This window comes from Rhizobium mulingense (genome assembly GCF_029194105.1).
Lineage (GTDB): Bacteria > Pseudomonadota > Alphaproteobacteria > Rhizobiales > Rhizobiaceae > Rhizobium > Rhizobium mulingense.
Genome location: NZ_JARFVE010000002.1, coordinates 428,823 through 442,437 on the forward strand (window position 1 = coordinate 428,823; position 13,615 = coordinate 442,437).

General features: G+C 59.8%; 16 protein-coding genes, 1 tRNA gene and 1 pseudogene. 7 read left to right on the forward strand and 11 right to left on the reverse strand.

Annotated features, from left to right (window positions below; all coding sequences use genetic code 11):
- Nucleotide 1 precedes the first annotated feature (1 nt).
- Complete coding sequence (locus PYR71_RS02205; RefSeq protein ID WP_275618061.1) at nucleotides 2-940, forward strand: dihydrodipicolinate synthase family protein; 939 nt, start codon at nucleotides 2-4, stop codon at nucleotides 938-940.
- 69 nt (nucleotides 941-1,009) lie between these two features.
- On the opposite strand, the gene PYR71_RS02210 is transcribed toward PYR71_RS02205, so the two are convergent.
- Nucleotides 1,010-1,402 (reverse strand): RidA family protein, encoded by a 393-nt coding sequence (locus PYR71_RS02210; RefSeq protein WP_275618062.1) that lies wholly within the window; start codon nucleotides 1,400-1,402, stop codon nucleotides 1,010-1,012.
- Nucleotides 1,403-1,572: 170 nt separating this feature from the next.
- On the opposite strand from PYR71_RS02210, the gene PYR71_RS02215 reads away from it, so the two are divergent.
- Nucleotides 1,573-2,166: a TetR/AcrR family transcriptional regulator gene (locus PYR71_RS02215; RefSeq protein WP_275618063.1), complete on the forward strand. Its 594-nt coding sequence runs from the start codon at nucleotides 1,573-1,575 to the stop codon at nucleotides 2,164-2,166.
- A gap of 113 nt (nucleotides 2,167-2,279) precedes the next feature.
- On the opposite strand, the pseudogene PYR71_RS02220 reads toward PYR71_RS02215, so the two are convergent.
- From PYR71_RS02220 to PYR71_RS02235, 4 genes and pseudogenes are all read right to left on the reverse strand, one after another.
- Nucleotides 2,280-2,792 (reverse strand): annotated as a pseudogene (locus tag PYR71_RS02220) (nucleoside kinase).
- 194 nt (nucleotides 2,793-2,986) lie between these two features.
- Complete coding sequence (locus PYR71_RS02225) at nucleotides 2,987-3,211, reverse strand: hypothetical protein (RefSeq protein WP_275618064.1); 225 nt, start codon at nucleotides 3,209-3,211, stop codon at nucleotides 2,987-2,989.
- 138 nt (nucleotides 3,212-3,349) lie between these two features.
- A complete protein-coding gene (locus PYR71_RS02230) occupies nucleotides 3,350-4,087 on the reverse strand; it encodes a response regulator transcription factor (protein ID WP_275618065.1) in 738 nt (245 codons plus the stop codon).
- A 741-nt stretch (nucleotides 4,088-4,828) separates the two neighbouring features.
- Complete coding sequence (locus tag PYR71_RS02235) at nucleotides 4,829-5,914, reverse strand: hypothetical protein (RefSeq protein ID WP_275618450.1); 1,086 nt, start codon at nucleotides 5,912-5,914, stop codon at nucleotides 4,829-4,831.
- 482 nt (nucleotides 5,915-6,396) lie between these two features.
- On the opposite strand from PYR71_RS02235, the gene PYR71_RS02240 reads away from it, so the two are divergent.
- The 5 genes from PYR71_RS02240 (at nucleotide 6,397) to PYR71_RS02260 (ending at nucleotide 11,120) form a co-directional block, all read left to right on the forward strand.
- Nucleotides 6,397-6,972 carry a PE-PGRS family protein gene (locus tag PYR71_RS02240; RefSeq protein WP_183914450.1) on the forward strand — a complete coding sequence of 192 codons (576 nt, stop codon included), beginning with the start codon at nucleotides 6,397-6,399 and terminating at the stop codon, nucleotides 6,970-6,972.
- A 105-nt stretch (nucleotides 6,973-7,077) separates the two neighbouring features.
- The gene (locus PYR71_RS02245) at nucleotides 7,078-8,793 is read left to right on the forward strand and encodes a type I secretion system permease/ATPase (RefSeq protein WP_275618066.1); all 1,716 of its coding nucleotides are present in this window, start codon (nucleotides 7,078-7,080) and stop codon (nucleotides 8,791-8,793) included.
- A gap of 12 nt (nucleotides 8,794-8,805) precedes the next feature.
- On the forward strand, nucleotides 8,806-10,248 hold the full coding sequence (locus PYR71_RS02250; RefSeq protein ID WP_275618067.1) for an HlyD family type I secretion periplasmic adaptor subunit: 1,443 nt from the start codon (nucleotides 8,806-8,808) through the stop codon (nucleotides 10,246-10,248).
- Nucleotides 10,249-10,255: 7 nt separating this feature from the next.
- Nucleotides 10,256-10,534, forward strand: coding sequence for a transposase (locus tag PYR71_RS02255; RefSeq protein ID WP_183914447.1), 279 nt, complete (start codon nucleotides 10,256-10,258; stop codon nucleotides 10,532-10,534).
- A 358-nt stretch (nucleotides 10,535-10,892) separates the two neighbouring features.
- Nucleotides 10,893-11,120: a hypothetical protein gene (locus PYR71_RS02260; protein WP_275618068.1), complete on the forward strand. Its 228-nt coding sequence runs from the start codon at nucleotides 10,893-10,895 to the stop codon at nucleotides 11,118-11,120.
- 18 nt (nucleotides 11,121-11,138) lie between these two features.
- Here PYR71_RS02260 and PYR71_RS02265 read toward each other — a convergent pair.
- The 6 genes from PYR71_RS02265 to PYR71_RS02290 form a co-directional block, all read right to left on the reverse strand.
- Nucleotides 11,139-11,214: transfer RNA gene (locus PYR71_RS02265), tRNA-Phe, on the reverse strand.
- 180 nt (nucleotides 11,215-11,394) lie between these two features.
- A complete protein-coding gene (gene yacG, locus PYR71_RS02270; protein WP_275618069.1) occupies nucleotides 11,395-11,607 on the reverse strand; it encodes a DNA gyrase inhibitor YacG in 213 nt (70 codons plus the stop codon).
- Nucleotides 11,608-11,639: 32 nt separating this feature from the next.
- Nucleotides 11,640-12,260: a Maf-like protein gene (locus tag PYR71_RS02275; RefSeq protein ID WP_010028866.1), complete on the reverse strand. Its 621-nt coding sequence runs from the start codon at nucleotides 12,258-12,260 to the stop codon at nucleotides 11,640-11,642.
- Nucleotides 12,261-12,314: 54 nt separating this feature from the next.
- Nucleotides 12,315-12,533 (reverse strand): translation initiation factor IF-1, encoded by a 219-nt coding sequence (gene infA / locus PYR71_RS02280; RefSeq protein ID WP_003545338.1) that lies wholly within the window; start codon nucleotides 12,531-12,533, stop codon nucleotides 12,315-12,317.
- Nucleotides 12,534-12,655: 122 nt separating this feature from the next.
- The gene (locus PYR71_RS02285; RefSeq protein ID WP_275618070.1) at nucleotides 12,656-13,141 is read right to left on the reverse strand and encodes an arsenate-mycothiol transferase ArsC; all 486 of its coding nucleotides are present in this window, start codon (nucleotides 13,139-13,141) and stop codon (nucleotides 12,656-12,658) included.
- Nucleotides 13,138-13,611 (reverse strand): UPF0262 family protein, encoded by a 474-nt coding sequence (locus PYR71_RS02290; protein ID WP_183914426.1) that lies wholly within the window; start codon nucleotides 13,609-13,611, stop codon nucleotides 13,138-13,140. The genes PYR71_RS02285 and PYR71_RS02290 overlap by 4 nt, the downstream gene beginning before the upstream one ends.
- Between the last annotated feature and the right edge of the window lie 4 nt (nucleotides 13,612-13,615).

Below are 13,615 nucleotides of genomic sequence, written 5' to 3' on the forward strand. Positions count from 1 at the left end.
GATGAGCATGACAACCCGCCGCCATCCTATCGCCGGCAACTGGGCAAGCCTGCTCCTGCCGATCGCTGAGGACGACAGCATCGATTTCGAAAAGCTCGGCGAGGAAATCGACATACTGATCGCGGCCAAGGTCGACGGCATCTATTCGAATGGCACGGCGGGTGAATTTCACAACCAGACGGAAGCGGAGTACGAGCGAATTCAGGAGATGCTGGCGTCGCGTTGCCGGGCCGCCGCAATGCCGTTCGTCATCGGCGCCTGCCAGCCCGATCCGATCATCATGCTCGATCGCCTGCGCCGCGCCACTGCCCATAAGCCATTGGCAATCCAGGTGATCCTGCCCGACTGGTGGCCGCTCACCAATCTCGAAGCCGTCGACTTCTTGCACCGGGCGTCGGAGGCCGCCGACGGGATCCCGCTCGTTCTATACAATCCCCCGCATGCCAAACGTGTCCTGTCGCCAGCCGAGCTCAGCGACGTTTGCGGTCCCTGCCCGTCGGTGGTCGGGATGAAGATCGCCGATAGCGACGATGCCTGGTATGCGCAGGCGCGCGCATATCTTGGCGAATTTTCCCTGTTCATTCCCGGCCATCATCTCGCCACCGGCATCAAACAGGGCGTTGCTGCCGGCGCGTTTTCCAACGTCGCTTGTCTCAGTCCCCATGGTGCCCAAGCCTGGAAAGAGCTGATGCACGCCGACATCGACGCCGGGTTGGAGATCGAAGGCCGCATCTGCGCCTTTATGGAAAGCCACGTCGTCCCGTTTCGACGCGACCACGGCTATTCCAATGCAGCGCTCGACAAACTGCTCGCGGCGATCGGCAACTGGGGTCCCGTCAGCACCAGGCTGCGTTGGCCTTACCGCTTTATTGGCGAGCAGGAAGCGAAAGGTCTGCGCGAGCGGGCCCGCGCGATGATCCCGGAACTTTTCGCTCAGTAGAGAGAGCGAACTTGCCCGAGCAAGGTGAGTGCTTCCGCGAGACCGAGCTTTGCGTCGGCCTGTCAGGCATCATGAAGGGATGCGGGCGATCACCTTGATCTCGAAATCGAAGCCTGCCAGCCAGTTGACGCCGATCGCGGTCCAGTTCGGATAGGGCGCCTTGCTGAAAATCTTCTGCTTGGCGGCCATGATCGTTTCGAACTGGTTTTCGGGGTCGGTGTGGAACGTCGTTACATCAACCAGATCCTCAAACGTGCAACCCGCGGCGTCCAGCGTCGCCTTCAGGTTTTCGAACGCCAGCTCGACCTGGCGTTCGAAGTCAGGCTCCGGCGATCCATCGGAACGGCTGCCGACCTGACCGGACACGAAGAGAAGATCTCCGGATCGGATGGCGGCCGAATAGCCGTGTTCCTCGTAAAGGGCATGCCGGTTTGCGGGGAAGATTGCTTCACTTGGGGTCATTGTCGATCTCACTTCAATATTGTTGACTGGAAACCCAAAGAGCGCGGCCGTGACATAACAGGAGCTTTCCATATTGCCGGCTCATCTGATATACGATACGTATATGAATACATCACATACGCAGGGTATGTCAAGTTAATATACGCTGCGTATATGAAATTGGAGTTGAGATGGTCAAACGCCGTGTCGAGACGATGGAGGAAAATCGCCGGAGGCTGATCGCCGCCGCGCGAAGGGCCTTTACCGAGAAGGGATATGCTGCCGCCTCGATGGACGATCTGACTGCCGAAGTAGGGCTGACGCGGGGCGCGCTTTACCACAACTTCGGAGACAAGCGCGGGCTGTTGGCCGCGGTTGTCGAGCAGATCGACATGGAAATGGCCTCGCGCGCCCAGGAAATCGGCGCCCGTGCGGGGGATGGTTGGCAGGGACTGCTTGCCGAAGGTGCAGCCTATATCGAGATGGCGCTCGATCCGGAGGTGCAGCGCATCGTGCTGCTCGACGGACCTGCCGTGTTGGGCGACCCGTCGCAATGGCCGAGCCAGAGCAGCTGTCTTCAGGCAACCCGGCAGACAGCGGAGCGCCTGATCGCACAGGGGGTGCTCAAGCCGGTGGACCCAGAAGCGGCCGCGCGGCTGCTCAATGGCGCGGCGCTCAATGCCGCGCTCTGGATCGCTGCCAGCGACGAGCCGCAGCATGTGCTGCCGAAAGCGGTCGAGGCCTTCGGCGCTTTGGCTGCAGGCCTTCTCAAGACGTCGGCGTAAGCGCCATATACGCGCAGCGCATCGGCGACCCGGCGCTGGTGGCCTGGGCCTCGCCCATCCACCGTCGGAATGGCCACCGGTGCTTCCCACCCCATCGCAACACCGTCCCGGCCTCAGCTCAGTTGGGCAAGGAAATCGTCGACGACGCTCGGGACCGTTCCGGACGTGTCGATACCGACCGATCCCGGGGGGAAAGTGTCTGTTGCTCCTAGGGTAGCGCAGAACCACCGCACGCTCGTCCGGCGCGAAACCCGGCTCATCTGGCCGCCCGTCAATCGTCTGTTCAACGTGTCGACATCTATGTCGAGCACAAAAACCGTGTCGAATACGTCCAGGAACTTATGGAAGTTGCGGGAGCCCCCGCAGAAGAAGGTGGCAGGATGAGTGGTGTCAGCGGTGATGGCCCGGACCTTTTCAACAGGCCAGATCCAATGCGCGTAACGCCAAACGACGCGGTCCACACCTTGCGGCGGTCCTTCCAGCGCCTCGCCGGTCTCGGGGTCCCCAACACAGGCCAAGGCCCGATCACCATGGACGACATGAAAACCACGCTGCTCCAGCTCAGTAGCGACAGACGTTTTTCCCGTGCCGGAGCTGCCTTCGATCAAGTAGTTCTTGATGCCCATAAGCGACGTTTACCATGGTCAGCAATCCGCTGAGAAGAAACTTCACAGGACTATACACTCAACCAACGGCAGTTTCGGGCCGTTGCGGGCCTAAAGCGCGTCGCATCAAATTTGATTCATGCGACGCGCTTTCGCTCTTTGTTTTGATGCATGTCGTTGTCCCGGAACCGATGCACACTTCCGAGCGAGATGCATTAGTAGCTCCCGAAAACCAGAAGAAGCACGCCGATCGCGAGGATCGCAAGCGCCGGCCAATTCCGCGCTAATCCGAGGAACCTCAGGCCTTGGCGCCGCGGTTCCAACGTCGCGCCGCCTTGTGGCGTCAGGTGAGGATCACTCGGTCTGCGACGGAGCGTCGGCCGTAGGAGAAAAAGAAGGCCGCCGATTATGAGAGCGGCACCGATCAGAACTGCCCACATCGTCGCCTCCGCGAACACGGACCTTGCTTAAACCAGAGCTGGTCGTGATTGTTCCGTTGCTCCAGCCCGTTATTCAGAGGCGCGCAGGATTTCAACTTCCGCGCTGGTTCGATGGCGCCATTTTACGACGCAGCAGAATTAGGTCAGCGAAGCGTCATGCCCGCCGGCGGTTCTTTGAATGAGGCGGGCAACCACCTCGGTCCGGTTCTGCGCCTGCAGCTTGCGCATGATGTGCTGCAAATGCATCTTCACCGTATGCCCTGACAAATTCAGTTTTCCTGCAATCACCTTATTTGAACAGCCGGATTGCAACTCCGCGAGGATTTCCGCTTCCCGGGGCGTGAAGCCGGCAATCGCGCAATACTGCGTCCTATCATCCAAGCTTTTTTCGGCCCCATTTCTGGCCGGACTGTGCTCGTTCGCGCCGTTTGTAACGGCGCCCAACAGCTGCGGGAAAAATGTGCCTCCTGCCAGAACGAGACGAAGGCCGGCAAGCGCAATGTCAACGGGAAGCGAAGTGGAGAAAAAGCCGCGGATGCCCATCTTGAGCGCCTGCCGGGCGATGATGGCGTCATCCGTCCCTGAGAGCAACGTGATAGGAGCATCGGGAAAACGTGCCGCAATCGCCGCGAGATCTTCACGCACGCTAGCGCTCTCAACAGCTCTGCTGGCCAGATCCAGTGCAATCAAACGCACCTCAGCTCCAAGTGCCCGATCGAGACTCTCGGTCGAGACCAGATCGATAAGGTTCCACCCGGCGAGTTCGCGCTCCAGCAACTTCACCACGGCTGTACGCGCAAGGGTTGAGTTCCCAATGATGATCACGGTCAGTGTATTGCGCCCCACACGGCGCCTGGCTCCAGAACTGTCGGACATTGCGGGCTCCCCGGAATATTTGCAACCCAACAGCTAATCATATTAATCTCGTTCTCACTACATGTCATGATAAAAAGCGAGTGTATTAGCGATACCAATAGTCCATTCCCTCCTGATAATTCTTATAGTCTATACGATTTTTGCGAGAGATAACCGTTCCTGCAAGAGCACATTTCATGCCGGCATGCTGGTTCGACTTTTCGTCGCGGGCTTCCAGCCTTCGTGCAATTCACGCAACTGCAAGCGGTCGGAAAAGCTTTTAACGGGCTGAAAGGCCAATAGATTTTCGGCAGACCCATTTGGGTAAGGCGCTGATGGACAGAACGTCCTGCCGACCGGCACGGCTTTGTTTCCATATCGCACATCAAAGCAGCCGCGGGCTCGGCAGCAAAACGACAAACGCGCAAGGCAACAAAAGCCTGAGATCGCTGCCAGCCCTTTATGATTACCGAACAACGCGGTCCTATCGATGCATTTAATACCAGTTTGGGTCGTGTTCGCTCATGCACTCGGTGTGCCGGCAGCGCCAGATGCCGGGCAGGTCTCGCAGTCTCGGCGGCCAAAATCAGCGACGATGCGAGGGGACCATGCTGGAATGTTCGTGATCTCGGTTAGCGCGGCGTCATGCCGGCGCAAGAGACGAAAGCCGGGAGGAACGACTGATATAAGGCTTGAAAAACCACAGGAGGAAGGTTTCGTGCGGTTGAGCCTCGGTAATGTAGTCGGGAGCTTACCGATAGATTAGCCGTGCATGAAGCTCAGAATGTCGTCGACGAGAGCCGAATGGGCGTCCGTGAGGTTACCCTCTCCACCGTGGCCCCCGATGCCGGCCAGTTGAAGCGCATGCTGATCATAGAGGACATGATCGATCTGTTGGGCATCCGCCGTCCCGCCGGCGGGAACGGCGATGTTCATGGGATGGAAATAGCCGAAGTTGACTTCGATCATGCTGCCGGTCGACGATCCGACCCCGCCACCACCGCCGGCATGGTTGCCGGTAAAAATCGTGTCCGACGACAGATTGAAGCCACCGCCATTGCCGCCGATGCCGGCGATCTGCACGGTGCCCTGATCGAAAATCACATTGTTTGTCTGATGGGCCTGCGCCGAGCCGCCCGCGGCGCCGATGGCGATGTTGATCGGCGAGAAGATGGCGATACTCACATCGACCATGCTGCCGACGAAATATCCATCGCCGCCGTGGCCGGCATAATTGTCGCCGGTGAAAGTGAGCCACGTTCCCGGGCTCATCAAGGGGCCGTGGCCCGCGACATTTTGATCTCCGCCCGAGCCGCCCATGCCGCCGATCTGGGTCGCGCCCTGCAGGAACAGTGCGTTGTTCGATTGCTCGGCGTGAGCCATTGCGCCGGGGCCGGCAGCCACGGCGGTATTCACGGGGGCAAACAGCGCGACTTCGGTGCTGACGAGTCCGCCATAGAACAGGCCGGTGCCTCCGCTACCGGCATGATTGGCGTCACCGCCGCCGATGGCAACATTGCCGCTTCCGCCATTCCCGCCTATCCCCGCCATTTCGGTGGGATGCTGATTGATGAAGGCGTCGTTGCCCTGAACCGCCTCGGCACCCGAATGAGGCCCCGCAATAGCGGCGTTGGACGGCATGAAGACCGCCAGCGCATTGCTGCTGATCACACCTTCACTTATTCCGGCACCGCCGCTGCCGGCTGAATTGGAGCTCGGACCGGAAGCGACATCCAATGGAAGCCAGGTCGGCACCAATGCCAGATGCCCCGCAGCCACGTTGAAGGCGAGGTTTTGATCGGCGCCCGCTTTGGGCAAGTCTTCCGACAAGGGGCGAAATTCCGTCATCACCATCTCCGTTCCGCGACCAACCGCGACCGCCGCGCGTCCGGTGTATGCAGCTCGATTGTTCAGGCATTGTGCCTCTGAACGGAAGAAAAGCAGAGCCTGCAATTCGTCTACGCCTGGTCGGCTAGTCCTGTAGCCATTTGGGCGTCATGGCCGCCGCGTGCTGTTGTCCGCGTTCGAGAGCACCAAGCCCGCCCTTGGTACAAGCGGTTCTCTTTCGAAATAAAGCCGCTCGCAAGGCGCCGTTGTTTGTGATCAGGCCATCCGCACCGGATCACGACGGACTCATCCCAAAACAACGCACCGTCATCACGAAGTATACGCCCGAAAGTACATCGCCGAATATCTAGATAGTTTGCAGTTTAAATCGTGGCAATATTCGGCACGCGGCTGTATTGGCTGGGGCGACGAACTGAATACCAACGCCGTAGGGGACCGCCGTAAAGGAACTCGGACGAAACGAAGTAGAAGGAGTGATATCAATGCCTATTCCACAAATATCCGACACGATTCATCTCAACAATCCGGATGCCGGTGACGCGAATGCTGGCAACGGCGGTTATGGCCACAACGATGGAAACATCAACTACAACCCGGTTGCATATGTAGAGCCCGTGCAAACGGTTTCCGGGGCAACGACCGATCTGCACAATGGCGATCACGTCTGGCAGAAGGCAGATTGGGACGCCGGCAATGGCGGACCTGGTGGCTTTACCCAGGCCCAGAACGGCTTCCTGGCGAAGATCTCGAACAGCGGCGCCGGTGGCGCGGGGGGAGACACTCACTCCAACGGCGATCAAGGAAACGAGAGCGGCGGTAACACGGCTTCAGTGGCGGCAGCGACGACCGCGACACAACACACGCAGCTGATGGCCGATCAGCATGCCACCATCCTCGCGGGCGTCGGCGGCAACGGCGGCAACGGAAACATGGCTCGTGGCGGCGATATATCGTCGGCTCTGGTTCACACCGATCCCGAAACGACGACGGTGCACAATTCTCTCGATCACTTCATAAACGCCTTTGGCGATATCGACCTCAGCCATCTCGGCTCATGAACTAAGGTCCCGAGGGCCGCTGGTTTCGGCCGGCGCCCCTCAGGCGTGACTGAACCGAATCCGCAGCCTTCCTCTTGTCAGTATCAAATGCAGCGAGATCTGATAATGACAACGACCTCGACAAAAACAGCGCGCCCGCAGACACAGCTCGTTGTTGCGCTTCGAGCCTGTGCCGGAGCCTTCGGCTTGGTCTTCCTCTACAGCTGCGGCTACAATCTCTTTCTGCTGGCGCCCTCCATCTATCTTCTGCAGATCTATGACAGGGTCCTGTCGAGCCGCAGCGCCGACACGCTTTTGATGCTGACGCTGATCATCGCCATCGCCGTGTTGGTCGGGTCCATGCTGGATATCGTGCGCAGGGCGGCGCTTTCGCGCGTCGGCAGCTGGGTGGATCACAGGCTGCGGCCGCTGGTGCTCACCGCATCATTCGAATATGCCGCTCGCGTCGATGCGGGCACCGCCACGGAGTGCTACAGGGACCTGGCCGCATTGCGCCAGTTTCTCGATTCACCGGCCAGCTCGCTGTTTTTCGACGTTCCCTGGGCGCCGGTCTTCCTGCTCCTGCTCTTTCTCGTTCATCCGTTGCTTGGGACCATCGGTCTTTTGAGCGCGGTTGCACTTCTGCTGTTTGCGTTTCTGACGGAACTGGCGACGCGGGAGCCGCTTGCCCACGCCAATCTCGCGCTTTCGAAGAGCTATTTCCGATTTGCCACCGCCCTCAAAAACATCGAGGTGATCCGGGCAATGGGCATGCAGGATGGCGCAGCGATGATCGTCTATCGCGATGCGGAAATGGCAAGAAGGGCGCAGGACATCGCCATGCATCGCACGGAGATCATCCTTGGCTTCTCCAAATCGATCCGCACGCTCGCGCAGATCCTGATGATGGGATCGGCGACCTGGCTGGTGCTCGTCAACGACGGCAGTCCCGGAATCATCTTCGTTGCGAGCTTGCTGCTCGGGCGCGGGCTTGCACCGATCGAGGGCGCAATCGGTGCATGGCGCTCTTTTACCTTTGCGCGAAATGCCTTCAATCGCTTGAACAGAATGCTGCTTACAGTCGCATCCGAACAGGATGGCCGAATCGTGCCGTTCCCGGAGCCCATTGGGCTGGTTCTCGAAAACGTCAGCTATGCCATGCCATTCGTCGATCGGCCGATACTGACTGACATCACCTTGCGCCTCGCGCCCGGGGATTGCATCGCGCTGATCGGCCCGTCGGGATCGGGAAAATCGACCCTTGGTCGCGTCATGGCAGGCGTGGTGCCAGCAACGAGCGGATGTGCCCTTCTCGGCGGGGTCGATATCTCGGCTCTGCGCCTCTGCGGCGGGACGCGCCACATCGGATACCTGCCGCAGGACATCGAACTCTTCGGCGGCGCCATCAAGGATGTGATCGGCCGGCTGGACGGGGAAGATCCCGGCAAAGCGATCGACGCCGCGAAGCTGGTAGGATTGCACGACGCGATCATGCGGCTGCCGCAAGGCTACGAAACCGATATCGGTGAAAATGGCAGCCTGCTCCTCAGAGCCCAGCGCCAACAGCTGGGACTGGCTCGGGCGGCCTATGGAAATCCGTCGCTGATCATTCTCGACGATCCGAACTCGAGCCTCGATTATGACGGCGAACGGATGCTGTTTGCGGCCATCGAGCGCATGAAAGCCCGGCGGATGACCGTCGTTATCATCACCCACCGGATGGGGATCCTGCCCGTCACCAACAAGATCGCCATCATGCGTAACGGCACGGTGGCGGCCTTCGGCGACAGCGAACGGATCTATGAAACCTATCTTCAACCGCCGTCTCGAACAGGAACATGAGGGGACGCCGCCATGACCCTGGTTTCACTGGACGCACCGCCGGCGAGACTTTCGAATTCACCAAGGACGGGACAGCGCTTGGCTCGACGATCAGCAGCAGCCGGGCAAGAGACGTTCTATGCGCCGGTGATCAAACAGAAACTGCGCGGCCCCGCCCCCGCTTCGCCGATGCCGGGGCTCAGGGGCGTTGTCTGGATGGGGAACCTGTTGATCCTGGTCTTCGTCGTCGGACTGGGAATGTGGTCGGTTCTGGCGCCGCTGAAAAGTGCGGCAGTCGCATCGGGCGTTATCGAACCGGAGTCCAGCCGCAAAACCATTCAGCATCTGGAAGGCGGCATCGTGCGGCGCATCCTCGTCAAAAACGGCAATAGTGTCATGGCCGGGCAGATCGTCATCGAACTCGACGACACGAAGTCCCGTGCGGAGCGCGACAGCGTTCAAGGGCAGCTTTGGGATGCCGAAGGAAACCGCGCCCGCCTGCTTGCGGAGCAGGCGGGCGGCGACCATGTCACCTATCCCGAGGATCTGAGAACCGCCGTGGACAGATATCCTTCCGTCAGAGCGATTCTGACCGGGCAGCAGAAAATCTTCGAAGCCCGTCGCCGGGTCGTGCAGGCGGAAATTCAGATCACCAATGAAAAAATTGCGCAGGTGCGGCAGGAAATCGTCGGACTTGACGCGCAGAAGGCGGCGCTGGCCGGCCGCGCCGCAATTTCGAGCCAGGAACTGGATCAGGTTACTGCTCTCAGCGCCAAGGGGCTGGAAAAGAAGAGCAGACTTCTCAACCTGCAGCGGGAAAAGTTAGATCTTGATGGCCAGCAGGGTGAAGTCGCGGCGCAGATCTCTCGCGCCTACCAGGTGATCAGCGGAGCACAGGCCGATCTCGCAAAACTCGAGAGCGACCGGCTGAGCGAAATCGCCCAAGGCATGCGCGATTCGGAAAGCCGGATCATGCAGCTGCGCGAGCGCCTGCGCGCCATCGACGACCAGCTTTCGAGGACCGATATCCGGGCTCCCGAGGATGGCACAATCATGAACCTGCGCGTCCACACAGCAGGTGGGGTGATCGGCGCGGGCGAACCGCTCGTCGACCTCCTGCCTCGCTCCGATCGGCTGGTCGTGTCTGTCCACGTCAGACCTGATGACATCAATCTCGTCCGCGCGGGGCTGGAGGCACAGGTTCATCTCCTGCCCTACAATCAGCGGCGCGTTCCACTCCTGAAAGGTCGGGTCGAATATGTATCGGCGGACCGTCTCATCGACACGCAGAGCGGCCAACCCTACTTTGCTGCGACCATCCGCGTAACGGACGAGCGGCTAACGAAAATGAGTGATGTCGAACTGGTCGCCGGCATGCCCGTGCAGACGCTGATCGAAACCGGCGAAAGCAGCGTGGCCTTCTATGCCGTCAGACCACTGCTCGACAGCTTCAACAGGGCATTTCGTGAGGATTGAAGCAGTGATGGGCAAGCGAAAATATGACGACGACCAGATCACGGGCATCCTGAAGGAACACCAGGCCGGCGTAACGGTGGCGGATGTTTGCCACAGGTACGGCATCAGCGAGCCGACCTTCTATCGGTGGCAATCCCTGCAGTCCGGAAATGCCGGACCCCATGCCAAAAGGGTGAGAGCCCTGGAGGAAGAGAACCAGAAGCTCAAGAAGCTTTTGGCCGAATCCCTGCTCTCGGCGGCGACGCTGAGCGAGATGCTGGCGAAGTCAACGAAAGGGCGGCACTAACCTCTTGTTGGCCGCGAGTGGGCGCGCCGTCCCCCCGCCGGAGCGCTCGTCAACCAGTGATGCGTGGCCACGTAGGCCGTCGTTTAGTACCAGCGTCCCCGGCCGTACCAGCCGCCACCGCCTAGCAAAAGAAGTATCACAACGATGATGAGAAGGGTTGTGAGATCCATGTGCGTTCTCCTCGGAGTACCATCACCATCTCGTTCGCGCCTGACGGGCGTTGCTCATGGTTGGACTCCTGGCTTACAACGGCAATGACCGGTGTTGGTTCCATTCGATCCCCTACCCGGCCGGCGTCAACCCGGGCGGACTCAGCGCCTTACGGGACGACCGCGGCCGAAGGCGGCGATAATAGTCTATGAGCTCAAGTGAATTTGAGGCATCAACTGGCGTTATCGTAACACTGCCGCCGTTTTGTTGGTCGGTGCAGGAAGCCTCAAATCATACGTTTGGCTGCGCCGACTTTGTCGACCAAAATGATGATTGGACCCGGGCGGAGCTGATCAGTGGCTTTCTCCGACCGCCGCAATACACGCAACATGAAATTGGTCAACTTATCTCGATCGACGGCCATTTAATTGCTTGATGCTGCTTGGGGATTGTGTGGTGCCCAGGACCGGAATCGAACCAGTGACACGCGGATTTTCAATCCGCTGCTCTACCAACTGAGCTACCTGGGCTAACCTGCTTCCGATGGACCTCTTTTAGAGAAAGAACCGCGGGGCCTTGGTTCGCCCCGGAAGCGAGCGGGGTTATAGCATCTTGTTCGCTCATGGCAAGCGTCAAATGACTCTTTTTTGACGGTCTCGCCGGATTTACCGATTCATGAGGAAAAATAAGAGCTTCGCCAGTGGATTTCGCTAGTTTTCCTCGTCGGGATGATCGGCCTTCGTGTCGTCATCGGCAACCGGAATGGCATAGGAGCCGGTCAGCCAGCGGGAGAGATCGACCTCGCGGCAGCGGTTGGAGCAGAAGGGATAATGGTCGCGATTCGACGGCTTGCCGCATTCGGGGCAAGGGCGCGTCTTGCGCAGCGGTTCGACCTTGGCGGCGGCTTTCCTGTTTTCGGGCATGATCGGTTCGTCCTATGGCGTCGGCCGCGGCCTCAGCCCTCTGGCCACCGGCTATGCACATCGAAGCCTTCGCCGGTCAGAAGCACAATGGTTTCATAAAGCGGCAGGCCTACGACGTTGGTGTAAGAGCCCACCATCTTCTGCACGAAAGTGCCGGCGAGCCCCTGGATGCCGTAGGCGCCCGCCTTGCCGCGCCACTGGCCCGACGCCAGGTAGTTTTCGATCTCGAAGCCGGAGAGCCGCTTGAAGCGGACCTTGGTCTCGACGATCTTCTGGCGGATCTTGCGATCCGGCGTCACCAGGCAAACCCCGGTATAGACGAGGTGGTTGCGTCCCGACAAAAGATGCAGCGAACTCAGCGCCTCGTCGGCGAACTCGGCCTTACCGAGAATGCGCCGGCCTACGGCGACCACCGTATCGGCGGAGAGGATATAACTGCCCTTCCAGGTGATGTCGCCCTTAATGGCGGCAAGGGCGGCTTCTGCCTTCTCGGCCGAAAGCCTGCGGGCGAGCGAGCGCGGATGCTCCGACTTCTTCGGCGTCTCATCGATATCCATCGGCATCAGGCGCGACGGCTCGATGCCTGCCTGGTTGAGCAGGTCAACGCGACGGGGCGAGCCCGAAGCGAGAATGAGCTTATATTTCAGCGCCATGGAACCTCGACCATCGCCAGACGGGAGAAAACCCTTGCAGGACCTTGGGCAAGCTTACTTGAAACGGTAGGTGATGCGGCCCTTGGTCAGATCGTAGGGCGTCATTTCCACAAGCACCTTGTCGCCGGCGAGAACGCGGATGCGGTTCTTGCGCATGCGGCCGGCGGTATGGGCGATAATCTCGTGTTCGTTTTCAAGCTTCACGCGAAACGTCGCATTCGGCAGAAGTTCGGTGACGATTCCCGGGAATTCGAGGACTTCTTCTTTCGGCATATAGTGGTTTTCTTCCTGTGGGTTGAAGAGGCAGCGCAGCGCGCGCCTTGAAATTTGGGCGGAAACTACACAATCAAGGCGGGTTTGTGAACCTTGTTGATCGGGCTTTCCGTCATTTGTTTTCACGCCGACTGCGCGGCGATGCCTTTTCGTTTCAGCAGCCGGCTTTCGATGAGACCGGTGAGATGATTGCGGACCTCGCGATAGCTCTCGAGAATCTGCTCGCGCGTTCCGCTGACAACCGTCGGATCCATTGTCGGCCAGTAGACGACGTCGATTGCATTCGAGCGCGTCAGCTCCAGCGCGGCATGATGGGCCTGCGGCGACAGCGTGATGATCAGATCGAAATAATCGTCCTCGAGTTCATCAAGCGTCTGCGGCTGGCGGCGCCCGAGGGAAAGCCCGATCTCCTCAAGCACCACATCGACGAAAGGATCGCGCTCGCCGGCGCGAACGCCGGCCGACCTTATATAGGTATTGGACGGCAGAATGCTACGAGCAATGATTTCCGCCATCGGCGAGCGGATGGCGTTCAGCCCGCACATGAAGAGGATGGCGCCCGGCCTCTTCCCCTCCTCGACGTCGGCGGCGACCTCCATTGCCGTCATCCGCGCCAGTAGAGCACGCAGACCAGCGTGAACAGCCGCCGGGCGGTGTCGAAATCGATCTCGATCTTGCCGGTCAGCCTGTCCTTCAGCGTCTGCGACCCCTCGTTGTGGATACCGCGCCGGCCCATATCGATCGCCTCGATGCGGCTTGGTGTGGCCGAACGGATCGCTTCATAATAGCTCTCGCAGATCATGAAGTAATCCTTGACGATCCGCCGGAAGGGCGTGAGCGACAGGATATGGGTGGCGACATTGCCGCCGTCTTCCGTGGCGATGGCGAAGACCAGCTTAGAGTCGACCAGCGAGATGTTCAGCCGATAAGGCCCGCCGGCATGGCCGATCGGCGCAAAGCTGTTCTCCTCGATCAGATCGAAGATGGCGACGGCGCGCTCATGCTCGACATCGGGCGTCGAACGGCCGATCGTGTCGTCCAGGACGACGTCGCAAAGCCGGAAATCGCCCGCCGCCATGCCC